The sequence below is a fragment of the Dryocola sp. LX212 genome, from assembly GCA_041504365.1.
Classification (GTDB): Bacteria; Pseudomonadota; Gammaproteobacteria; order Enterobacterales; family Enterobacteriaceae; genus Dryocola.
Genome location: CP167917.1, coordinates 529,733 through 551,814 on the forward strand (window position 1 = coordinate 529,733; position 22,082 = coordinate 551,814).

The window sequence follows — 22,082 nt, forward strand, 5'->3', positions numbered from 1 at the left end:
TTAAGCCCCTTTCAACATATCAAACACAACGCGAGCAAACCCCTTAGCCAACTCAGGATTTGAAAGGTATTGCATCATCATGTCTTGCTGGGCTTCGCTGCTGTCCATTACGGCGTCATCGATGGCTTTAGGGAAATCCCCGAGCATGGCCTGTTCACGAGTGTTGTTGGCAATTTGCGTCATCACGGCCTGGTTTTCAGATAATTTATCACGCACGGTGAAGGCATAGTTAATCATGTCCTTATCGCTAAGATTATCGGTGACAAACAGATCGTTCAGACGAGCCAGGATGTTAGACAGAAATTCCTCTTTTTTGTCCTTCGGTTTGGCTGTGCCGATGTCATTACCCGGCTCAATTTTATACTCTTCCGCATCCTCCTGAAGCTTGAGATGCTGTTCGTGAAGCTTCGATAGGCGGTAATGGCTCATCTCCACGTTGCTTAGATCGACCTCGTCTTCCTCAACGCGCTGCTCATGGAGCAGGGGTCGTAGATGGCGGGCAAACAGGCTTAGTTTCTCCAGCTCTTTGTCATCGTATTCAACGATCTGCGACATAAACTCGTAGAAGCGGACAAAGCTGCCGAGATCTTTCTTAAAGATATCCAGCTTGTCTTTTTCCTGCTTGCAGTCCTTGAAGCTATTTTCTGCGTTGGTGATAAGCACCACGTCGTTGGTTTTTTTCGTGCGTTCAAAGATTTCTTTTGCCAGCTTGTAAGCCTCAACGGCGGAGGTATAACGCTTCTTCCAGCGTTCAACGGCTGGCTTGCAGATATTGCTAATTGCCGCATTAGATTTGTTTTTGGTAAAGAAGGCCTCGCAAAATTGCTCGACTTCCGTCCACAGGAAGATGCTGCTGGCGCGAAGCTTCTGGAACAGCTCAAAGACCAGCTGCGGATCGCTGACATCCGTCAGTTCTGCCGTCTGATAATAAGGCTGGAAGGCCTGCAGAATGTCGTCTGGTTCGTTATAGAAATCGAGGACAAAGGTGCCGGACTGTGCTTTACCCGGATAGGTGCGGTTCAGGCGCGAGAGAGTCTGTACGCATTCCACACCGCCCAAAGCTTTGTCTACATACATTGCACACAGTTTGGGCTGATCAAAACCTGTCTGGAATTTATTGGCGACCAGCATGACCTGATAATCATCGCTATCAAATGCCTTACGCATATCCCGGCCCTTCAGGCCCGGGTTCATATTCATTTCCGTAAATTTCTGATTCAGCAGCGCGAAGCTATTCGGGTCTTTCTCGTTAAACTCTACCTCGCTGGAAAACGCCACCATAGCATTGATTTTTTCGTATTTATTTTCTGCGATGTATTTATCAAACGCCAGCTTGTAGCGCACGGCGGCTTTACGCGAGCTGGTGACGACCATTGCCTTGGCCTGCCCGCCAAGTAAGTGCATCACGTGTTTACGGTAATGTTCAACGATGACTTTTACTTTTTGCGAGACGTTATGTTCGTGCAGCGCAACCCACTGATTCAGCTTGATCTTGGCTTTCTTGCTGTCCACTTCCCGATCGGGATCGTCAAGCTTTTGCAGCAGCTTATAGGCCACTTTATAGTTGGTATAATTCTTCAGCACATCAAGAATAAAGCCCTCTTCGATTGCCTGACGCATCGAGTAAACATGGAAAGCTTCGGGTTTATTGGTTTTGGATGCGGGTTCAAGGGGGTTGGGGCGGCGGCCAAACAGCTCCAGCGTTTTAGCTTTTGGCGTAGCGGTAAACGCATAATAATTCAGGTTACTGCTGCCTCTGCGTGCGGCGACGGTGGCATCGAGAATATCCTCGGACGACAGCACCACTTCATCATCCGCCTCTTCTGTCATCAGCACTTCTTTCAGCTGGCGCGCCGTCGAGCCGCTTTGCGATGAGTGAGCCTCATCGGCAATGACCGCATATTTGCGTAGCTTAAGGCTGACGCTGCTTTCGATGGCTTTTAAAACGTGAGGGAAGGTTTGAATGGTGACGATAATAATCGGCTGCGAGTTTTCCAGCGCGCTGGCGAGCTTTTCTGATTTCGACCCATCGCCTTCTTTATTATTAATGCGCCCGACAACGCCATCCGCATGTTCGAACTGGTAGATGGTGTCCTGCAGCTGATCGTCCAGCACGGTGCGGTCAGTGACGACAATCACCGAGTGGAACTGCTTTTCGCCTTTCTCATCGTAGAGCGTCGAGAGCTGGTGAGCGGTCCAGGCGATGGAATTGGATTTACCGGAGCCTGCGCTGTGCTGAATAAGGTACTTATTACCGGTGCCTTCAACCGTGGCCGCGTTAATCAGCTTATTCACCACGTCCCACTGGTGGTAGCGCGGGAAGATTAAGCTTTCTTTTTTAATCTTTAAGCCGTTCCAGTCTTCTTTTTCTTCAATCTGCAGGTGCACAAAGCTTGCGAGGATCTTCAGCAGGTTGTCCGGCAGCAGAACCTCATTCCACAGATAGCTTGTCGCGTATTCGTTTTCATTCTCGGGGATTTCATTGCCTGCACCGCCTTCTTTGGTACCTTTGTTAAACGGCAGGAAGAAGGTGTCGTCGCCAGCAAGTTTGGTCGCCATAAACACTTCATACTGGCTGACGGCAAAGTGCACCAGGGCACCACGTTTGAAGGTAAGCAGCGGTTCAGGCTTGTTGGTTACCGGGTCTTTCGGCAAACGCGTTTTCTTATATTGTTTGATCGCGTTATGCACCGCCTGCTTGAACTCGGATTTCAGCTCAAGGGTTGCCATCGGCAGTCCGTTAACAAACAGCACCAGGTCGATCCGCCACTTTTTGGCCTTTACACCGCTTGCGTCAAAGGCTGTTTTGGTGGCATAGGGGCTATAAACCAGCTCCGGCACCACGCGGCAGATATTCTGCTTATAGCGCGCCAGGGTTTCCGGGTTGAGATTATGCTCCGGCTTAAACTGGCATAGCGAAAAGCGTGCATTGCGGATTTTAAGCTCATTACGCAGCACGCCTAACGTCCCGTAGGTGCGTGACAGTTTATCCGTAGCGTTGATATCCGCTTTTTTGAGCTGCACCACCAGCGCATCGAGGAAATGACGTTCGGTATCGGTGGGATAAATCTTCGTAAACTTCTCCCACTCCAGCGGCTGAGTGTTTTGCACAAAGGCCACTGCATCCTGCGTGTACAGCGCACGTTCGCGGTCGTAACCGTCCGATGTACCCCGTTGCCAGCCAGAGGCAAGCATCTGGGCGATCATCTCAGCCTGGAAAATCAGCTCTTTGGTGGTGTCCATACTCATGCGGTGGCCTCCTGTGATACCTCGGATTCGCTGGTTTCTGGTGCAACCCAGTCGCGCACGTCGATTTTGCCGGTGACGGCGGCGGAGATAAGGGCGGTGCGGCGTTCCTGGAGAAGACGGATACCTGTTAACGCGTTTTCTTCCAATGACTCAAAGCGTTTCATTTGATCTGAAATGCGCTTAATTATCGAATGCTGCTCATCAATAGGGGGGACCGGGATCAAACCATTTGCAAGAAACTCATGCTCAATACTTTCTACTGTAGCCCCTTCTTTTGTCCACTCTAACAACAAAGATTTGACATTCCCGTTGATAAAATACGCAGCATAATGAGCTTTCATTCTTTCATTGAATCTTAACGCTTTCATATCCTGATTTATCGTAATTTTTACGATATTTATAGCCACAGGAATATTTCGTTGAAGAATTCCAGAACGAACTACCATGAGCAATGAACCTTCTTCAACATAGTTTGTTGAAGATTCACTTACTGCTTTTGGTGTAACATAATCTTGAGTTTCTGAAATCCAAAAAGACTTCATATCTTTCGGCGAAACCCATGGAACAGTCCCCCCTTGCCAATAAGATAAGTTATCTTTTGTCGGAGTCCCACCCCCACTAAAATTGCATAAGTATTTAAGTGGTACTAGTTCCCAGTGCTCTGGCACTTCCCCCAACCACTCAACGCCAGAATCTTTCATCGGCACATCAGGGTTTAGCCCTTTGGTAACGGCATGGCTAATCACTGCCTGACGCTTTTCTTTTAGTAGTTCAATCAGTTGCTGCTGCTTCTCGATCAAGTTATCGATTTTTGCGGTTTCGTGGTCGAGGAAAGAAGCGATTTTAATTTGTTCTTTCAGCGAAGGGCATGGGTAGACAATTTCATTGAAAGCTTCGGTAGGCAAACGCCACCGACCTAAATGAGCACTTCCTTGTCCAAGATGAAAAAATCGACGCTGTTTATAACCATCTTGCAGTAAATAAAGATAGTAGCGGCTATAAAAACTATGTTTATTTCGTACAGCAAAGACACGATAGTCTGGACTAGTTACACCATCATAATTTGAAATATCTACATAACCTGTTAGTAAGTCCATATGGTTCATTGCAAACTCACCAGGATATACCCTTTGATATTTTGAGTAATCCATAGAAAGTTGACCTTCACCACTTTCAATATCTTTTATCTTTATCCCTTTTTGGGTTACAGATAGAACATCATAGCCTATTTTACCTGCAATTTTTTTCTTAATTTCAAATATATATTTAAGTTTTTTTATAGACCACATCTTAGGGATATTGTCTAAAGACTCAACCCAAGAATCCTTATACTCCGGATACGCCTTATACTTACTCATCAGGAATGCACCTCCTGCAGCAGCTTCATAATCTCGGCGCTGACGGCATCCAGATCGGCGTCAATCTCTTCCAGCGGGCGCGGTGGCTGGTAAACGTAGAAGTGGCGGTTAAATGGAATTTCGTAACCGACAATCCCCACCTCATTGTCCTTGGCGTCGCGCTTATCGGCATTAACCCAGGCATCGGCAACGTGCGGTAGCACTTCGGCTTTAAAGTAGTTTTCAATCAGGTCGCTGGTAGCCATCGATGGATTTAACGGGACGTTTTCGTTATCACGCAGCTCGCCATCCTGCTCGAACTCCACCACTTTACCTTTGTATTCAAACGCGCCGTACAGCGGCTGGGCAGCTTCTTTGAGCACCTTTTTAACAACCGGTTCGGCGGCAGGGTTTTTGGTGGTGATGGCATCGATAAACTGTTTGTTCTCTTTGGCATCCAGCTTTACACCGGCTGCTTTGATGGCACCTTTCAGCGTTAGCTGGAACTCATTAAAGTCATCGCTAACCCGTTCTTTGCCGCCTGCTTTAGAACCTAGCGCAGTCTGGATCAGCTTTGCTTTATCCTTCAGCGCACGCTGCGCCAGCCACAGTTTGCCGTCCAGCAGGTCTTTAATCTGCTTCTCTTTCAGCTCGGCAAACTCTGCTTTGATGATCGCGCGGGCTTCAACCTCGATTGATGAAAAATCGCCGTAGCCGTTTTCCTGCCACTGGGCCGCGAACTCTTCGTACAGGCGTTCCATCGGCGCATTAAACGGCTTCAGCGCAAAGCGCAGGCCCGCAACGGCTTCATCGGTAACCTGGGCGGATAAACGCAGCGGGCGTTCAATGGTCAGGCGGCGGTAGCCAAAATCGGAGCTGCTAAAGATTTTGCTGGCGAAGGTTTTCGGCGTTTCGGTTTTGGCCGTGGTAGACTGGCGGCCTCGGCTGGATTTTTGCTCGGGTGCTTTATCCAGACCAAACTCTTCAAGAGAAGTCGCGTCCACTACTTCAAACTCACCGAAGGTGCGGGTGATGAGCTTGATATCTTCCTCGCCCATCAGGTTGCGCTTGGAGCCTAAAGATTTACGCATCTTGCCGCAGAGGTTGGTGCCGTCAATCAGCTGCACTTTGCCCTTACGCTCTGGGGCTTTCTTATTCGACAGGATCCATACGTAAGTCGCAATGCCGGTGTTGTAGAACATATCTGTCGGCAGCGCGACAATCCCTTCCAGCAGATCCGCTTCCAGGATGTAGCGGCGAATTTCACTCTCGCCGCTGCCTGCTCCGCCGGTAAACAGCGGTGAACCGTTCAGGATAATGCCAATGCGCCCGCCGTTGCTGACCGAGCCATCCACTTTATTACTATCGCGCATTTTGCTGATCAGGTGCATCAGGAACAGCAGCGAGCCATCGGACACGCGCGGCAGGCCTGGGCCAAAACGCCCGTTAAAACCTTTCTGCGTATGCTCGTCGTTAATCTCGCCTTCAATCTTTTTCCAGTCCACGCCAAACGGTGGGTTAGATAGCATGTAGTCGAACTGGTCCTGCGGGAGCTGGTCGTTGGAAAGCGTGTTCCCCAGCTTGATGCGGCTGACGTCCTGGCCTTTGATCAGCATGTCGGCTTTACAGATGGCGTATGACTCAGGGTTAAGCTCCTGACCAAAAGCGCGCATTACCGCGTTTGGGTTCAGCTCATGCACATATTCCATCCCGGAGGAAAGGAAGCCACCCGTGCCCGCCGTTGGATCGTAAATCGTGCGGATGATGCCATCTTTCGACAGCGCCGCATCATCTTCCATAAATACCAGCGAAGTGGTTAAGCGCACGATATCGCGCGGGGTAAAGTGCTCACCGGCAGTCTCATTCGAACTTTCCGCGAAACGGCGGATAAGCTCTTCAAACACCAGGCCCATCTCATGGTTAGAAATTGCCCGCGGGCTTAGGTCGGTGGTGGCAAATTTCTTAACGATTTTGAAGAGCAGGTTGGCGTCATCCAGCAGGCCAACAAATTCGCTGAATTTGAAATGGTCAAAGATTTCACGCGCATCCTTTGAGAAGCACTGAACGTAATTCTCCAGGTTGTCTTTGATGTCGTTCTGTCCCATCTTGCCGAGGTCCATCGGCGAGGTGTTGAAGAACGAAAGCCCTTTGGTGGCGCGTAACAGAAACTTCTCTCTGCCTTCCTCGGGCAGCGGGCTGGCCTTCAGCTTTTCAGCTTCCGCAACCACGGCATCTTTGGTCGGCGCTAACACACATTCAAGGCGGCGCAGCAGCGTAAAGGGCAGGATCACGCGCCCGTACTGGGACTGCTTGAAATCACCGCGTAACAGATCGGCAACCGACCAGATAAAGGCAGCCGTTTGAGAGAAGTTTGTGTTAGTCATTGAAGTGCCCAAGGAATTACAAAAAGTGGGCTGATTATACATGAAGTAGCAATGGCTTTTGTGTTCTGTCGCAGGCGCTGACGTTCCTCTGCAAGGATTTATGATCTGGACACACACTTTTGCGAATCAGCCTTAGTCAAAGTAGGCGTAAAGGGGTAAATTAGACTTATCGCATTGGAATACCGCTAGTTAACAAGGATTTAAGGATGAAGGCTAAAGAAGCCAAGTTGCTAAACTTTTTACAGACAGCGCCACAGCTGATTATTCCCATTTACCAGCGAATTTATTCCTGGAGCCTGAAGGAGTGCGAACAGCTATGGGAAGATATTATCCGCTGTGGGAGGGATGAAGATAACCAAGGCCATTTTATCGGATCGGTTGTTTATATTGAAAACGGGCTTTATTCGGTAACGTCACAGTCACCGCTGTTGATCATTGACGGGCAGCAGCGCGTAACCACGGTTTCACTGCTGATAGCAGCACTGGCGGAGGCGGTGGGGGAGCAAGAGTTTATCGAAGGCTTTAACCAGACCCAGCTACGCGGGTTTTACTTAACAAATCCGCTTCTGTCAGGGGAGAAGCGTTACAAGCTCATCCTCTCGCTAACGGATAATGAAACACTTCGTGCGATCGTCGATCGCAAAGCGCTTCCAGAAAATAACTCCGTGCGGGTGAAAGAGAATTTTGAATTCTTCCAGGAGAAACTGCGTGACGAAGCAATTCTGGAAACGGTTTGCAAAGGGCTTAGCAAGCTGATTGTTGTCGATATCTCTTTGCAGCGTGGTCATGATAATCCACAACTTATTTTTGAAAGCATGAACTCAACGGGTAAAAAGCTGAGTCAGGCCGATCTCATTCGTAACTACATTCTGATGGGGTTAGAAAACGATCGTCAGACGGCGCTATATAATGATTACTGGCGCAAGATGGAGCTGCTGTTCGGCCAGGAAGCATACTCGGAGCAATTTGATGCTTTCATGCGCCATTATCTGACGGTGAAAACCGGCGACATTCCAAAAATTGATGATATTTATGAGGCCTTTAAGCAGTATTTTTATCGTCAAAATGAATCCGTTGAATCGGCAGTGGCGGATATCCATAAATATGCGATCTATTTTTGCGCAATCGCGTTAGGTCTTGAAAAAAATAAAACGCTTAAAGAGATATTTCGTGATATACGCGAATTAAGAATGGATGTGGCCTATCCGTTAATGCTGGAGCTTTACGATGACTATCAGCATGGCATTTTAGAGACTAATGACTTTGCCGAAGCTTTGCGTCTGATGGAAAGCTACGTCTTCCGACGGGCCGTATGCGCCATTCCAACTAACTCCCTGAACAAAACTTTTGCGGGGTTGAGTAAGAATGTAGATAAAAATCATTATCTGGAGAGCTTGAAAGCTGCCTTTATGCTGCTTCCGTCCTATCGTCGTTTTCCTACCGACGAGGAATTCAAAAGGGATATCCAGACTCGCGATCTTTATAATTTTCGCAGCCGTAGCTATTGGCTAAGAAGACTTGAAAATCATAAGCATAAAGAACCAATCCCGCTTGATGAATATACTATCGAACACATTATGCCGCAGTGTGATAACCAGCCGGAAAAGGTGCCAGCAGAGTGGCGAGCATCCTTGGGCGATGAGTGGGAGCAGGTCTGGGAAACCTGGCGCCATACCTTGGGTAATTTAACGCTGACGGGCTATAACTCTGAATACAGTAACCGTTCTTTCGCTGAGAAACGTGATATGGACGGCGGCTTTAAATACAGTCATCTGCGTCTGAATGATGGGTTAGCGTCACTGGAAACATGGAATGAAGAGACCCTGACGGCCAGGGCAAAGAAAATGGCCGAGCAGGCAAGCCAGGTCTGGCCTGGCGCTAAACTTCCAGAAGATTTACTGAAGCGTTATCTGCCTAAAAGTGATGTTAACGTCATCTATGGTTTTGAAGATCATCCCCATCTTGCAAAAAAGCATATAAATATTTTGTTTGAAGCATTTCGCAAAGCCACGTTTGCGCTAGATCCTTGCGTATCAGAGGTCTTTTTAAAACTCTATATTGCTTACAAGGCTGAAGTTAATTTCGTGGACATTATTCCCCAGGCAAAAAGATTATTGCTCTCATTGAATATGCCTTTTTCGGAACTCAATGATCCTAAAGGCCTCTGTCGTGATGTATCAGCCCTGGGTCGATGGGGAAATGGTAACGTAGAATTAGGCTTCGACAAATTAGAGGATCTCCCCTACGTTATGTCCATCGTCGCTCAGGCTTTTGATCGCCAGATGGATAATTAACGTAATTTTAAAGTTAAGGGGCGTAGCCCCTAACTTTAGAAACATCATCGTATTAATTTTGCTCGGTCAACTAAAGTTCCATCCTCCCTAAAATACCGCTCAGGCCAAATCTCAGAAGGATGCACCCCAAGCGCCTCGGCAATCAAAAACTCCCCCTTAGGCCATGGGCGCACAAGGGCATTTGCGAGCGTTGCGGAGCTCAACCCAGCGGAGCGCGACAGCGCTGCCAGTGATGTGCCTTTCTTGCGTAGTCCGGCGATGATATCTGCTTTGTGCCAGCCTTCAGTCATGATTCCCTCCTGGCGAACTAATAATGATTTCAGTTATTTCATTAACTAATTTAGAAATATTTTCGGCGTCTGGATACTACGTATAACGTAGCCTGGCGGCATAAAACTCCTTCTATTACCCCAACCAATTACACTTTCAAGTAATTGATATTAAAGGCTTTTGGTGTTATAAAAAATCGCCAGCAAAAAGGAGCTGGTCAACAGTCACTCTCAAAACGAGGACAAAGATTTACCTCCAGGTAAGGGATTATGAAATGGATACAGGAAAGTGACTGATATTGAAGTATTGGAGTTTTTCCGGGGTGAACTGTCGCTTCATGTCACGTTCACTTTCAAGCCTATCCCCGTTGAGCTTGATACACCGCTCCAGGATTACGCTGAATGGGATGAGCTACCTTATGCAATTGAGGATTTCGGTGAGAAATTCAACGTTGATGTTTCGGTAATTGACTTCGATTTTTATTACCCGTGGGAAATAGAAACTTTCTGGCGTAAATGGTTCAATAAAGAACCGATAAGACAAGTTTCAAAGCCCTTAACTATTCGTATGTTCGCAGAATCAGCTAAGGCTGGATACTGGTTATACGACTGAAGAAAAAGGAGTTTCAAAATGGCTATACCTGTTCATTTATTACTGATTGGAGCAGTTGGTGGTGGTGATTCACTTTAGGTAAGGAGGGGTTTGGCAGGCTTTAATGAATTAGGTACATGAATCATAAAGGATTATGAAATGGATACGGTAGAGGAACTTAACGGAACATACTTTTATGCAGGGCGATCTAACCTTACCGCCTCAGAGCTGTTTTTCATGGTTTTTTGTGAAACTACGGCAGATCATTTCGGAATTGATGATGTGTTAGCCGTAGCGGCGCTTTACGGTGGCGCGAACAATCAGAAAACAAGGGCTAAGCCCAAAGGAGCCAAAGAGGGAACTTCACGGGCTTCCATGGCAATGCGAAAGTATTTTAAAACTGCCAAATTCCCCTTTGGGATACAACTACCTACCTGGATTGGTGGATACACGCCCTGGACGGTAGAACGGCGTATGGTTGCGAAAATAAGTACCTTCACAGGGCGAACTATTCCCCTTATAGGTGAGGTGATTCTTCTCGCTGATGTATCACAAATCACCTGGTGCTCAATACGCGATTACAACCGAATAGCGCGGGGTAACGATAAATTATGGTAGGCGACATTGAAGAACGTATTTTTGCACTGGCGAGACGCTACAACGGTATCTATCTATTCAATAACGAAAAGAAACAACGGTTATTGAATGCAGAAACCGATTTTGACACGGATATGCAGCTGGATATTGGCGAAGCTGAAGACCTAATGGATGAATTTTTTAAAGAATTCCAAGTGGATAGGGCGAATTTTAGGATTGAAACCTATTATCCTGATGAGCCTTTCTCCTGGAATCCTTTCAAAAAATTCCCGCCTATTCCTGTGCCCGATTTTACTATCGGTATGTTGATCGAGTCAGCTAAAGCCGGGAAATGGTTATACGACTAATCACAAGCAAGGAGCGATAAAAATGGCTGTACCTGTACACTTATTTTTAACTGATGATGGCGGCGCGATGATTCTCGGTTCTTGCGACGTTATGGACAGGGAAGGGAGTATTGAATTACGAGGTTTGCACCATTGTCTGACCATCCCTACAGACCCGATGACCGGGAAAGTGACTGGCACGCGTCAGCACTCACCGTTTCAGTTTACTAAAGAGCTTGATAGCGCTTCGCCGTATCTCTTCAAGGCAGCGGCGACAGGCCAGACGCTAAAATCTGCTGAATTCCGCTTCTACAACATTAATTACGCGGGGCAAGAGGTGGAGTATTACCGCATCACGCTGGAAAGTGATTTCAGTCAGCCCTGTTATGCACGACACACGAGGCTGTCCGGGAACGGGCCACATGGAAGAGGTGGCGCTGAACTACGAGAAGATTACTCATCTGTATAAAGACGGAAATTTGTTGGCCCACGATGCATGGAACGAACGCCCGACGGTCGCGGCATAACAAATGGCTGATCCTCTCCGGGATCAGCCCTGTCTACCAGCAGCTACTTTTCATAAGGGGGAAAATGGCGTTTTTTATAGGCCGCCTTAAGCTTTTCCATGGCCAGATTCAGTACATGACGTGGGGCCGCAACATTTAACCTCATATGCTGTTCTCCCCCAGGACCGTACTGTTTACCCGGAGATAACCCTAATCCGGCATCCTTGATAAAAAAGTCGGCTAGTTGTTCGTCATTCATGCCCAGCTTTGTAGCATTAAGAAATAGTAAATAAGACGCTCCCCCGTGCACAACTGAAATGTCTGGACAATCTTTGCTAATTGCCTCCTTCACAAAATTTACATTATCCGCGAGATAGTGTAGTAATTTCTGATACCAATCTTCACAATAGGTGAATGAAGAATAAATAACCGCCTGCTGAAGATAATTTGTTTCGGCAAGATGGCATTGTTCAAGGAATCCAAATAGCTTTTCACGTAATCGTGGATTCGTAATAATCATAAAGCCCCCCTGTACGCCCGGAACATTAAATGTTTTTCCTGGGGAGTGCAGAATCACCGATTGGTTGGCTGTATCTCTATCAATATTAAAAAATGGCGTGTGTGCTTCCTCAGAAAAAACCAAATCACAATGCACTTCATCTGATATTATCACGACGTTTTCATCATGGCAGCAACGCTGTATTTTTGATAGCGTTTCCTTTCTCCATACCACTCCTCCTGGATTATGAGGGGAAACCAATAAAAATACCCGGCATTGTTTCAGCTTTTCTCTGAAATCGATCCAGTCAATCTCAAAAGTGCCGCCCTTTTCAATTAGCCGGGACTGGATGAGATTGCGTTCACACCCTGGAACTAAATCCCGGTATGGGTCGTATATCGGCGTTAGCGTCAGAATATTATCCCCCCGTTGAGTCAGCGCCAACAAGGATAAAACAACTGACTTAATTACCCCAGGGACAAAATGTATCCACTCATCTTTTACCTCACAGTTATACCTTTTTTTATACCATTGAATCACAGCCTTCTTCCAGCATGGATAGTCGATGTTATATCCCTGAATCGGCTGTGAAGCAACGGAATTCATTTCAGATAAAATTGCATCAGGCGTGTTGAAATCCATATCTGCAATCCATAAAGGTATAACCGTTTCTGTGCCGAACATTTTTTTCATCTGCCCCGTTTTGCGGGAAGTGCGGTCTCTGGAAACAATAAGATCAAATAAAGACATTTTTTACCGTCGCATTGATATTAAAATAGATTTTCTTTCATTCAGGATACAGTCAGATTTTCAGGGTCGTCTTCCTTTTCATAAGGGGCAATACCTATACCCGTTGCCGCCCACAGGAGAGCAAAGAATACACCGCTATAACATAGAATGGCCCAGGGAAGATAATCAAGGGTCGCGACGCCCAGCATTGTGGCACAATATACTCCCGAGGCCGACCACGGGATTATGGGCTCAACTACCGTGCCCGCATCTTCTGTGGTTCTGGACAGGTTTTTAGCAGCGAGCCCTCTTCTTTTATATTCGTCTTTAAATGCATCTCCGCACAGTAACAGTGGCAGTGTGCCATTTGCCGTACAGGCGCATATAGTGAAAGCACACAGAATCGTTGTAAATATTAACCTGAAAGTGGATTTTACCCCTTCAGTCATTCTATGAATAACCGTATGTAAAGAGCCCGTTGCACTCATGGCACCTGCAAAGCTGAATGCGCTGAAAACGGTAACGAAACTGCTGAACATAGAGATGGCACCACCGCGCTCCAGCAGGCGTGGCATATCTGGAGACAGCACTGAAATATCGACGCCATCAGCCATATTTAACCTGAAACCGCTTACTATGGACTCGCCAACAGATGCGGGCGTAAATGACTGCAAAAGAATTGCCAAAACGACAGAAACCAGCGTAGACAGAAATAGCATTGGAATAGGTGGTTTTTTGCTTAAGGAGCCATAAAGTACAATCATTGGTGGCAATATCAGAAGAATATTGAAATTGTATATTTCATCAATGGATGTCATTAGCCGAGTAATTGTCTCCGGGGTTGTTGCTGAAACGTCAATATTTAAACCCATGTAAGAATAGACAATACAGCAGAGGATGAATCCGGGGCCCGTTGTCCATAGCAAATGGCCTATATGAGAGTACAAATTCACGCCTGCCGCTAATGCTGCCATATTCGTCGAATCGGAGACTGGAGAAAGCTTGTCCCCAAACCAGCATCCAGACACAATGGCGCCCGCAGCAATCGCCAGGGGAATATTCAGCCCGATAGCGACGCCTATCATGGCAATGCCTATGGTTCCGATAGATCCCCATGAGGTGCCAGTGCAAACAGAAATAAGAGCCCCCAGAAGGAAGGCGGAAATATAGTAGTACTGTGGGTTTATGACTTTAAGACCATAATAAATTATCATAGGAATGGTGCCAGACACCATCCATGCGCCAATAAGAAAACCAATGCTTGCTACAATTAAAATTACAGGTAAGGCTTCTGATATTTTTGTACATATAGCTTTCAAAATGTCATCCCAGGTATAACCATGGGCAATCGCGACAAAGGACGCTGTTGCTGTACCTAAAATTATCATGGGTTCAGCGCGGATATTAAATGCGAAATATCCGATGCTGATTGCAGTTAACATAATAATCATCGGGAACAGGGACCAGAAAAAAGAGGGCCTCTGCTTATCCGTATTTGGAATGCTGTTCATTTTAATTATTCCTGATCTTATGGAGTAGAATAGCTTTGCAAGTATTTGTTGTTTTCATTGGCTTGTTTATTAGGTGATTTATCTTTCTTCTGGTAACGAAGTATGCAGAATGCGTTCATGACTCAATCTTCGGTACTCTTTCGGCGGTATGCCGACATGATTTTTGAAAATGCTGTAAAATCTACTGCTGGATGTAAAACCAGCCAGCGTTGCAATATCCATAATCGGTTTGTCGGTATCGCTCAGCAGTGCCCGAACATGATTAATGCGTAATGACATAATGTATTGCTTGATCGACATTTGCATTGATTCTTTAAAAATACTCATGGCGTAGTGCGTATTTAATTTGACATGTTCAGCTATATCGTTAATCGCAAGCGGTTTATCACTGTTTGCGGCAATAAATTCAAGCATCTGGCTGACATAAAATTTCGCATGACGAGACGTGGGCTTGAGAGTAGATGAGGATATTTTCTGCACAGACACCGCAGACCATCCCGACATGCTAAAGCGTTTAAGCATCAGTGCAACTTCATCAATTGCTAGTTGTCGCACGTGCGGGTTAGGACTTTGGAGTTCCAGCTGCCAGCGCTGGATCTCAATAATGCTCAGCGGTTGTATGTTTTGGGAGCGTACAACCTTTCCGTGAGTTATATGATTAATTAACTCCCTTTCCAGGGGCCATGATAAAAAAAGATGCATAGGCAGGTTAATAATAGCCATCTTCTGGCAATTTCCCGGATCGGTTAACTGATGGGGAGTACATGCCCAGAATAATGTCACATGCCCTTGCCGGAACTGCACGGATTCATCATTTATCAGGTAATTAACATTGTCGTCAAACGGTATATTTATTTCTACCTGTCCATGCCAGTGGCTATAAGACATTGCCAGGGGAGCACGGAGCTCAATCTCCATCCTTTGTGATTCTGAATACAGCGCCAGAGGGCTTTTGGTATGCTTATCATAGCTACGGCACATGTATGGATTATCCGGTAGCCGTGGGTAATTTTTATCTGCCATTGTACTCACTCCGGGCCAGCTGACTGAAAGGTATCTGCTACATTTTCATCTTATCTTAATTACCTCCCGAATTTACCTACATTTTATTCAATCTATTCCCGGAAAGTCAGATTTCAGTGCGGTAGACGAGCATTCTGACTTTTCGGGAAGAACTCTTCATGATAATCGTGTCACCTCCCTGCTTTTCTGAATAGGGATGCACGCCCAGTGCCTCAGCAATCAGCCTTTCTCGATAAAATTGATGAGCAGTTTGGCGGCATCACCGACGTGATAGCGATGAGCAGCACCATTCTTGGGCTGCCATTGCCAAAGACAAGAGGTAAGCCCTATGGCGCTACGCCTGGTACGCCCATCGCCTCCAGCTCTCTGCGCCAGGCTCTCGACACTGAGCTACCCATGAGATTGGCGACGTTGACTCATGGGAGTATCGAAAGGCTCAAATCAAAGTACGTCACTAATCTGGAGGCTTTTATTGGCCGATGGGTTCCCGTTGTGGGGTGGGGGATGCTTGCCGGGGATGTGGCCCAAATCGTTTTTGAGGCGGTGAACACCTACAACATGATAGCCAGGAAAGAAGATCGCATCGGGTGACTGACATCGAAGTAATGATGAAAAAGACGTTCCAAAATGGCTGTTTCCGACCGCTTATGGCTGAAAGCCGGGAAAGGGCGCATTGCGCGCCCCACACACTAAGAACGCAAAGTATCAAGCACCTCTTCAGATACCTCAGCCAGATATAAAGCAGGCAGCCCCTCGAAGTCCGATGTGAATAACACGTGGCGGTTGTCCGGTGTGAATGACGGATGTGGGTGCGTGACCTGGCGGTCGCCGTCGAGTACTTTCCACGAGCTGTTGTGCGCGGCCAGCGGGGCGTATTTGCTGGTTTTCGCGTCTAAGATGTAGAGCCACGGATCGTTTTCAATGGTGTGGCTGGCGGTGTCCTTAACGTCTACCGGCGTGCCGGAGCCGTCGCCGACCAGTAGCGTGCCGTCTTCGTTGCTCATCAGGTGCGAGCAGCTGGGCATGGTCATCATCGCGCTGTCTTCGCCCGTCTGCGGGTCGAAGCGGCGGATGCAGCGGTCGCTGCGGCCTTTCTGGTACGAGACGTAAATCAGCGCCGAGCCGTCCGGCACCCAGAATTCGTGCGTGCAGCTTTCTCCTTCCGCGTGCTCTTTCACCTTGCGCACGTTGCTGCCGTCTTCATTCACAAGCCACATGCGGGCGTCCACCAGGTCGTGCGGGCCTTCGTGGCAGAAGGCGACGGTACCGTCGTCGAACGGGCGATAAATCGGGTGGCCCAGCCAGCCGTTCTCTTCGTGAATAACGCGGGATTTGCCGCTGTGCAGGTCGACGCGCAGCAGGCGGCAGTGCGGCCTGCGGTGATAGAACGCCTGGAAGATTTTCCAGTCCGAGAGCGGCGTCCAGTCTTCGCGGGCGATCTCGATACCGACCAGGCTGGTGCATTCGCTGTTGGCGACCCAGGTGCCGTAGCCGACCCACTCTTCGGGGACCCGGTAAACCGTCTGTTCGCTGAAATCCGCCAGCGAAACGCGCTGGAGGCTGCGTTCGTTTTTAACGTAATACAGATGCTGGTCGTCCGGCGAGAGGAAGCCGCCAAAGGTGTTATCGCCCGGCCCCTCCGTCAGCTGCACCGCCTTCTGGGTGGTTAGATCCAGCAGGTAATAGTTGCGGCTGCCGTCGAACTCCCCGGCAAACAGCAGGTGGCTGCCGTCGCGGGTAAAGCATTTCTGGTAGAAATAGTTGCGGTGGCACAGCACGTCCGCTGGTGTCAGGCGTGTAACTTTTGCGCCGGTTTGCGCATCCTTTACGCTGTGGAAATTAAACTGGATCTCAGAACCCTTTGCCATTGCCCCTCCGTCATTCATTAACTGAAATATCATTTCATTTATATAAAAACACGCTACCACCAAAATTTTATCCCGTCCTTCTCCCGGCGATTAATCTGTTACCCGCGTTGCAAAAACGGATAAAAAACCATCGCCAACCGGTTTAACTGTGAGCAAATTCACAACAATGCCGGTCATTGCATCCTATAAAACGCAGGGTCCACAAAAATAAAACAACGGTTTAATTTACCTCAGGGGTAACGATGACAGCGGAAAAACCCATTTTATTCAGACATCAGCTGGCCTATGGCGGCGGCAACTTGCTGGGGAGCGGCGCGTTAGCCATCGCCGGCATCTGGCTACTCTATTTTTACACGACCTTCTGCGGCCTGACGCTGCTGGAAGCGTCGGCCATCTTCTCCGTCGCCAGCATCATCGACGCCATCAGCAATCCGCTGATGGGCTATCTGTCGGATAACTTTGGCAAAACCCGCCTCGGTAAACGCTTTGGCCGCCGCCGCTTCTTTATCCTGCTCGGCATCCCGCTGATGCTGGTTTACCCGCTGCTGTGGGTCGAGGGCTTTGGCTTCTGGTACTACCTTTCCACCTACGTGCTGTTCGAGCTGATTTACACGTCGGTGATGGTGCCGTACGAAACGCTCGCCACGGAAATGACCACCGACTTCTCGGCGCGCTCAAAGCTCACCGGCTATAAGGCCATCTTCGGTAAAATCGCCAACTTCCTCGCCGCGATCATTCCCGGCCAGTTCATTCTTCTTTATGGCAAAGACTCCGCGCAGCCCTTCTTCTATACGGCGCTCACCTACGGCGCGATCCTGTTCGTGGCGATAGGCATGCTTTACCTCTCTTCCTGGGAGCGGCCGGTGGAAGAGACGACGCCTGTGGACGAGAAGAAAATGACGCTCGGCAAAACCATGCTGACGCTGCTGCGCGACATGAAATCGACCTTCCATCTGCGTGTGTTCCGCAAGCATCTGGGCATGTACCTGTGCGGCTTCGGGGCGGAGTGGCTGTTCGCGTCGATCTTTACCTACTTCATTATCTTCGTGCTGCAGTACGATCCGGCGATGGTGGCGGGGCTGAGCAGCCTGAACTCGATCCTGCAGCTTTGCTCCACGGCGATCTTTATCGGTATCTGCGTGAAGCACGGCTTCAGCAAGCCGTATATCCTGGCGCTGGGGATCGTGGTGTTCACGGTGATCTGCTACAGCCTGCTGCACTTCCTGCATCTGCCGCAGCAGTACGCCACGGCGGCGATGCTGACCATTACGGTGGTGTTCGGCATCGGCACCGGCGGCGTGTATTACATCCCGTGGACGGTCTACACCTTCCTGGCGGATATTGACGAGGCCTTTACGGGCCGCCGCCGCGAGGGTATTTACGCGGGGGCCATGACCTTCTCCGGCAAGCTGATGCGCTCGGTTATCGTCTTCGTGATGGGGGCCATCCTCAGCTTCTACGGCTTCCAGTCCAAATCCCACACCCAGCCGGAAAGCGCGGTCACCGCCATTGCCGTGGTGTTCTGCGTGGGCGTGGTGGCGCTGGCGTTAATGGCGATGGTGTTCAGCGCGCAGATGAAGCTGAACCGCAAAACGCACCTGGTGGTGCTGGGCGAAGTCGCCAGAATCAAGGCGGGCGGGCAGATAGCTGATATCGAACCGGACGTTCGCGCGGTGATGGAAGAGCTGATCGGCTATCCGTATGAAGCGTGCTGGGGCAACAGCAAGGTATGCCGCAAAATCTTCGATACGCCAGCCGTGGAGGTAGCCGCGCCTGCTCCGGTGAGCCTGACGCGACCCTGATAGCTAAAGCCTCAGGCGGCGTTTAACCTTCATTTTTGTGAGGTTGTTCAAAGCCTGAGAGATCGCTGTTCTGTTTATGGCAATACCCGCATCAATCCCTCAAAAAACAATTCGGGACAGGCGAATACTGAAGTCAGTAAAGCATATGACCTGAAAAGAAAATAAATCACCGGAGGGATATGCGATGAATCAAACGAACCTACAGGCAGTAAAAAACTTCGACTTTCTGGCCCGCAGCTTTGCCCGCATGCAGGCATTAGGGCAGTCCGTCGATATCCAGGCCGTTACCGGCAATATGAATGAAGAGCAAAAAATCTGGTTTTGCGAGCGTTATAAGCAGTACTGCCGCCAGGCAACCAGCGCGCTTGAGCTGGAACATTAATCACTTCACCCAACGGGCCTTCGGGCCCGTTTTTCATTCTCTGTAATCTGGTTTTGTAGGGGAGACGCTGCGCTTTCCCGACCTACGAATTCACCTCGCGGCTCTTTTCTTCGCATCTGATGTAATAAAAAATTCCATCCATCAACAATGATTATTTCTTATTTATTAAATTCTTATGCTTGTTATGGGGCGGGGAATGCAATCTTATTCTGTCACATGGCCGGGTCTGCGTGATAAACGTCACTGTAATTGAATAATTTATTCCTTATCATGCAGCCATCGCAACCCAACGGACGTTCCATCCATGAAGATCAACTTAAACAAACTGGTTACCGAAAGCCGCAACCCGGCAAGCGCAGAAATCGACACTCTGCCGACTCTCGACATGCTCGCCGTCATCAACCAGCAGGACAAGCTGGTGCCGGTTGCCGTGGAGGCAACGCTGCCGCAGATCGCGCAGGTGGTTGATAAGGTTGTTGAGGCGTTCGGCCGCGGCGGCAGGCTGATTTACTGCGGCGCGGGTACGTCCGGGCGTCTGGGTATTCTGGATGCGAGCGAGTGCCCGCCAACTTACGGCACCCCGCGCGAGCAGGTCGTTGGGCTGATTGCGGGCGGGCATCCCGCTATTTTACAGGCGGTAGAAAACGCCGAAGACAGCCGCGAAATGGGCGAGCAGGATCTGCGGGATCTTAATTTTAACGATCGGGATGTGCTGGTCGGGATCGCCGCCAGCGGGCGCACGCCGTACGTGCTGGGCGCAATGGCCTATGCGAAAAGCGTTGGCGCAACCGTCGCGGCTATATCCTGTAACCCCGGCAGCGAAATGAGCGAGGCGGCGGATATCGCCATCGAGCCGGTAGTTGGTGCGGAAGTGGTGACCGGCTCTTCGCGCATGAAGGCGGGCACGGCCCAGAAGCTGATCCTGAATATGATCACCACCGGGGCGATGATCCGCAGCGGCAAGGTTTACGGCAACCTGATGGTGGACGTGGAGGCGACCAACGCCAAGCTGCTTCAGCGCCAGGTCAATATCGTGGTAGAAGCCACCGACTGCACGTCGGAAGAGGCGCAGAAGGCGCTCGGCGAATGCAACCGCCACTGCAAAACCGCCATTCTGATGATGCTAAGCGGCCTGTCGGCTACCGATGCGGGCGCGCTGTTAGCCAAACATCAGGGCTTCATCCGTAAAGCGCTGCAGGGGAATACACCATAACATGGCAAAAATTACCGGCCCGATGATCGATCAGATCCTGCGCCTGACGGGCGGTGGCGAAAATATTCTGATCTGCGGCAACTGCATGACTCGCCTGCGCTTAACGCTTAAGGATCGTCAGCTTATCCGGTTGGACGAGCTGAAGAAGATCCCCGGCGTGATGGGCGTGGTGAACCGCGACGACCAGCTGCAAATCATTCTTGGCCCGGGCAAGGCGCAAACGGCCAGCGAGATGATGAATGCGAAGCTTGCCGACGGCACCCGGCCGTCAGGGGAAGAGAACGCCGATCTCCAGGCGACCGCTCGCCAGAACAAGCAGCAGATGAAGGCGAAGCAGAACAGCGCGGTGCATAACTTTTTGACGAAGTTTGCCACCATCTTTACGCCGCTTATTCCGGGGTTTATCGCCGCGGGCCTGCTGCTGGGCATCGCCACGCTGCTGCAACAAACGCTGGTTGTCGACGGCGTTACCACTGCCGCCTGGCTGACGCAGCTGATTGCCTATATGAAGGTGTTCAGCATCGGCCTGTTTACTTTCCTGAGCATCCTGATCGGCTACAACACCCAGAAAGCCTTCGGCGGCACCGGGGTGAACGGCGCGATTATTGCCTCGCTGTTTATCCTGCGCTACGTGCCGGAAGGGACGGTGGGCTACTACGCGGGGATGGATAACTTCTTCGGCATGGCCATCGACCCGCGCGGCAATATTATCGGCGTGCTGCTGGCCTGTATTTTAGGCGCGTGGATTGAACGCCAGGTGCGGCGGGCGATCCCGGATAATCTGGACATGATCCTTACTTCGACCATCACGCTGCTGATCACCGGCGCAATCACCTTCGTGGCGATTATGCCGATAGGCGGCGAGCTGTTTAAGGGCATGTCCTGGCTGTTCCTGCATCTGAACGGCAACCCGTTCGGCACCGCGCTGCTGGCCGGGCTGTTCCTGATAGCCGTGGTGTTCGGCATCCACCAGGGCTTTGTCCCGGTCTACTTCGCGCTGATGGACGTGCAGGGCTTTAACTCCCTGTTCCCGATTCTGGCAATGGCCGGAGCAGGGCAGGTGGGTGCCGCGCTCGCGCTGTTCGCCCGCTCGCCAAAAGGCTCCACGCTGCGCACGCAGATCAAAGGGGCGATTTTCCCTGGCCTGCTGGGCATTGGTGAACCGCTGATCTACGGCGTCACGCTGCCGCGCCTGAAACCGTTTATCACCGCCTGCATCGGCGGCGGCGTGGGCGGCTTCTTTATCGGCCTGGTCGCCTGGCTGGGCCTGCCGGTAGGTCTGAACACCGTGTTCGGCCCGTCCGGGCTGGTCTCCATTCCGCTGATGACTTCGGGCCAGGGCATATTCGCGGGCATGGCGGTCTACGTTGCGGGAATTTTGATTTCTTACTTCGCGGGCTTCGTGCTCACCTGGTTCTTCGGTAGCAAGAATGTTGATTTGAGTTAGGACTACGATCCGTAGGGCGGGCAAGCGTTAGCGCCCCCGCCGAGTAGTTTGTTG

Annotated in this window: 17 protein-coding genes and 1 pseudogene; 10 read left to right on the forward strand and 8 right to left on the reverse strand. The window is 49.7% G+C overall.

Annotation, left to right across the window (positions count from 1 at the left end):
* The 3 genes from ACA108_02610 to ACA108_02620 are packed head-to-tail and all read right to left on the reverse strand — an operon-like array spanning position 1 to position 6,970.
* Positions 1-3,249, reverse strand: a complete 3,249-nt coding sequence (locus ACA108_02610; protein XEX96455.1) for a type I restriction endonuclease subunit R — start codon at positions 3,247-3,249, stop codon at positions 1-3.
* Complete coding sequence (locus tag ACA108_02615) at positions 3,246-4,607, reverse strand: restriction endonuclease subunit S (GenBank protein XEX96456.1); 1,362 nt, start codon at positions 4,605-4,607, stop codon at positions 3,246-3,248. The genes ACA108_02610 and ACA108_02615 overlap by 4 nt, the downstream gene beginning before the upstream one ends.
* Complete coding sequence (locus tag ACA108_02620) at positions 4,607-6,970, reverse strand: N-6 DNA methylase (GenBank protein ID XEX96457.1); 2,364 nt, start codon at positions 6,968-6,970, stop codon at positions 4,607-4,609. Before ACA108_02620 ends, ACA108_02615 begins: the two co-directional genes overlap by 1 nt.
* 206 nt (positions 6,971-7,176) lie before the next feature.
* Here ACA108_02620 and ACA108_02625 point away from each other — a divergent pair, with 206 nt between their 5' ends.
* Positions 7,177-9,264: a DUF262 domain-containing protein gene (locus ACA108_02625; GenBank protein ID XEX96458.1), complete on the forward strand. Its 2,088-nt coding sequence runs from the start codon at positions 7,177-7,179 to the stop codon at positions 9,262-9,264.
* A 44-nt stretch (positions 9,265-9,308) separates the two neighbouring features.
* Here ACA108_02625 and ACA108_02630 read toward each other — a convergent pair whose 3' ends face one another.
* Positions 9,309-9,554 (reverse strand): helix-turn-helix domain-containing protein, encoded by a 246-nt coding sequence (locus tag ACA108_02630; GenBank protein XEX96459.1) that lies wholly within the window; start codon positions 9,552-9,554, stop codon positions 9,309-9,311.
* Positions 9,555-9,822: 268 nt separating this feature from the next.
* Here ACA108_02630 and ACA108_02635 point away from each other — a divergent pair, with 268 nt between their 5' ends.
* The 4 genes and pseudogenes from ACA108_02635 (at position 9,823) to ACA108_02650 (ending at position 11,575) form a co-directional block, all read left to right on the forward strand.
* Positions 9,823-10,146: a DUF1493 family protein gene (locus ACA108_02635; protein ID XEX96460.1), complete on the forward strand. Its 324-nt coding sequence runs from the start codon at positions 9,823-9,825 to the stop codon at positions 10,144-10,146.
* 138 nt (positions 10,147-10,284) lie between these two features.
* Positions 10,285-10,743: an STM2901 family protein gene (locus tag ACA108_02640; protein ID XEX96461.1), complete on the forward strand. Its 459-nt coding sequence runs from the start codon at positions 10,285-10,287 to the stop codon at positions 10,741-10,743.
* Complete coding sequence (locus tag ACA108_02645; GenBank protein ID XEX96462.1) at positions 10,737-11,069, forward strand: DUF1493 family protein; 333 nt, start codon at positions 10,737-10,739, stop codon at positions 11,067-11,069. Before ACA108_02640 ends, ACA108_02645 begins: the two co-directional genes overlap by 7 nt.
* A gap of 22 nt (positions 11,070-11,091) precedes the next feature.
* Positions 11,092-11,575, forward strand: a pseudogene (locus ACA108_02650) (Hcp family type VI secretion system effector).
* A gap of 43 nt (positions 11,576-11,618) precedes the next feature.
* Here the strand turns inward: ACA108_02650 and ACA108_02655 are convergent.
* The 3 genes from ACA108_02655 to melR all read right to left on the reverse strand — a co-directional run bounded on the left by ACA108_02655 (position 11,619) and on the right by melR (position 15,316).
* A complete protein-coding gene (locus tag ACA108_02655; GenBank protein ID XEX96463.1) occupies positions 11,619-12,803 on the reverse strand; it encodes a MalY/PatB family protein in 1,185 nt (394 codons plus the stop codon).
* Between the two features lie 41 nt (positions 12,804-12,844).
* Entirely contained in the window at positions 12,845-14,293 is a 1,449-nt protein-coding gene (gene nhaC, locus ACA108_02660) for a Na+/H+ antiporter NhaC (GenBank protein XEX96464.1), read from the reverse strand.
* 78 nt (positions 14,294-14,371) lie between these two features.
* Positions 14,372-15,316, reverse strand: a complete 945-nt coding sequence (gene melR / locus ACA108_02665) for a transcriptional regulator MelR (GenBank protein ID XEX96465.1) — start codon at positions 15,314-15,316, stop codon at positions 14,372-14,374.
* A 207-nt stretch (positions 15,317-15,523) separates the two neighbouring features.
* On the opposite strand from melR, the gene ACA108_02670 reads away from it, so the two are divergent.
* Positions 15,524-15,907, forward strand: coding sequence for an STM2901 family protein (locus ACA108_02670; protein ID XEX96466.1), 384 nt, complete (start codon positions 15,524-15,526; stop codon positions 15,905-15,907).
* Between the two features lie 98 nt (positions 15,908-16,005).
* Here the strand turns inward: ACA108_02670 and ACA108_02675 are convergent, their stop codons facing one another.
* Entirely contained in the window at positions 16,006-17,184 is a 1,179-nt protein-coding gene (locus tag ACA108_02675; protein XEX96467.1) for an oligogalacturonate lyase family protein, read from the reverse strand.
* Positions 17,185-17,426: 242 nt separating this feature from the next.
* On the opposite strand from ACA108_02675, the gene ACA108_02680 reads away from it, so the two are divergent.
* From ACA108_02680 to murP, 4 genes are all read left to right on the forward strand, one after another.
* On the forward strand, positions 17,427-18,986 hold the full coding sequence (locus tag ACA108_02680; GenBank protein XEX96468.1) for an MFS transporter: 1,560 nt from the start codon (positions 17,427-17,429) through the stop codon (positions 18,984-18,986).
* A gap of 184 nt (positions 18,987-19,170) precedes the next feature.
* A complete protein-coding gene (gene glgS, locus ACA108_02685; GenBank protein XEX96469.1) occupies positions 19,171-19,368 on the forward strand; it encodes a cell surface composition regulator GlgS in 198 nt (65 codons plus the stop codon).
* 304 nt (positions 19,369-19,672) lie between these two features.
* On the forward strand, positions 19,673-20,581 hold the full coding sequence (murQ, locus tag ACA108_02690) for an N-acetylmuramic acid 6-phosphate etherase (GenBank protein ID XEX96470.1): 909 nt from the start codon (positions 19,673-19,675) through the stop codon (positions 20,579-20,581).
* Position 20,582: 1 nt separating this feature from the next.
* On the forward strand, positions 20,583-22,028 hold the full coding sequence (murP, locus tag ACA108_02695; protein XEX96471.1) for a PTS N-acetylmuramic acid transporter subunit IIBC: 1,446 nt from the start codon (positions 20,583-20,585) through the stop codon (positions 22,026-22,028).
* Positions 22,029-22,082: the final 54 nt, after the last annotated feature.

What these genes read in the sequence shown, in the direction of transcription:
- ACA108_02680 (XEX96468.1), top strand. Translation starts at nt 17,427, where the DNA reads ATGACAGCGGAAAAACCCATTTTATTCAGACATCAGCTGGCCTATGGC.
- murQ (XEX96470.1), top strand. Translation starts at nt 19,673, where the DNA reads ATGAAGATCAACTTAAACAAACTGGTTACCGAAAGCCGCAACCCGGCA.
- ACA108_02610 (XEX96455.1), bottom strand. Translation starts at nt 3,249, where the DNA reads ATGAGTATGGACACCACCAAAGAGCTGATTTTCCAGGCTGAGATGATC.
- nhaC (XEX96464.1), bottom strand. Translation starts at nt 14,293, where the DNA reads ATGAACAGCATTCCAAATACGGATAAGCAGAGGCCCTCTTTTTTCTGG.
- ACA108_02620 (XEX96457.1), bottom strand. Translation starts at nt 6,970, where the DNA reads ATGACTAACACAAACTTCTCTCAAACGGCTGCCTTTATCTGGTCGGTT.
- glgS (XEX96469.1), top strand. Translation starts at nt 19,171, where the DNA reads ATGAATCAAACGAACCTACAGGCAGTAAAAAACTTCGACTTTCTGGCC.
- ACA108_02615 (XEX96456.1), bottom strand. Translation starts at nt 4,607, where the DNA reads ATGAGTAAGTATAAGGCGTATCCGGAGTATAAGGATTCTTGGGTTGAG.
- ACA108_02675 (XEX96467.1), bottom strand. Translation starts at nt 17,184, where the DNA reads ATGGCAAAGGGTTCTGAGATCCAGTTTAATTTCCACAGCGTAAAGGAT.
- murP (XEX96471.1), top strand. Translation starts at nt 20,583, where the DNA reads ATGGCAAAAATTACCGGCCCGATGATCGATCAGATCCTGCGCCTGACG.
- ACA108_02630 (XEX96459.1), bottom strand. Translation starts at nt 9,554, where the DNA reads ATGACTGAAGGCTGGCACAAAGCAGATATCATCGCCGGACTACGCAAG.
- ACA108_02645 (XEX96462.1), top strand. Translation starts at nt 10,737, where the DNA reads ATGGTAGGCGACATTGAAGAACGTATTTTTGCACTGGCGAGACGCTAC.
- ACA108_02625 (XEX96458.1), top strand. Translation starts at nt 7,177, where the DNA reads ATGAAGGCTAAAGAAGCCAAGTTGCTAAACTTTTTACAGACAGCGCCA.
- melR (XEX96465.1), bottom strand. Translation starts at nt 15,316, where the DNA reads ATGGCAGATAAAAATTACCCACGGCTACCGGATAATCCATACATGTGC.
- ACA108_02640 (XEX96461.1), top strand. Translation starts at nt 10,285, where the DNA reads ATGGATACGGTAGAGGAACTTAACGGAACATACTTTTATGCAGGGCGA.
- ACA108_02655 (XEX96463.1), bottom strand. Translation starts at nt 12,803, where the DNA reads ATGTCTTTATTTGATCTTATTGTTTCCAGAGACCGCACTTCCCGCAAA.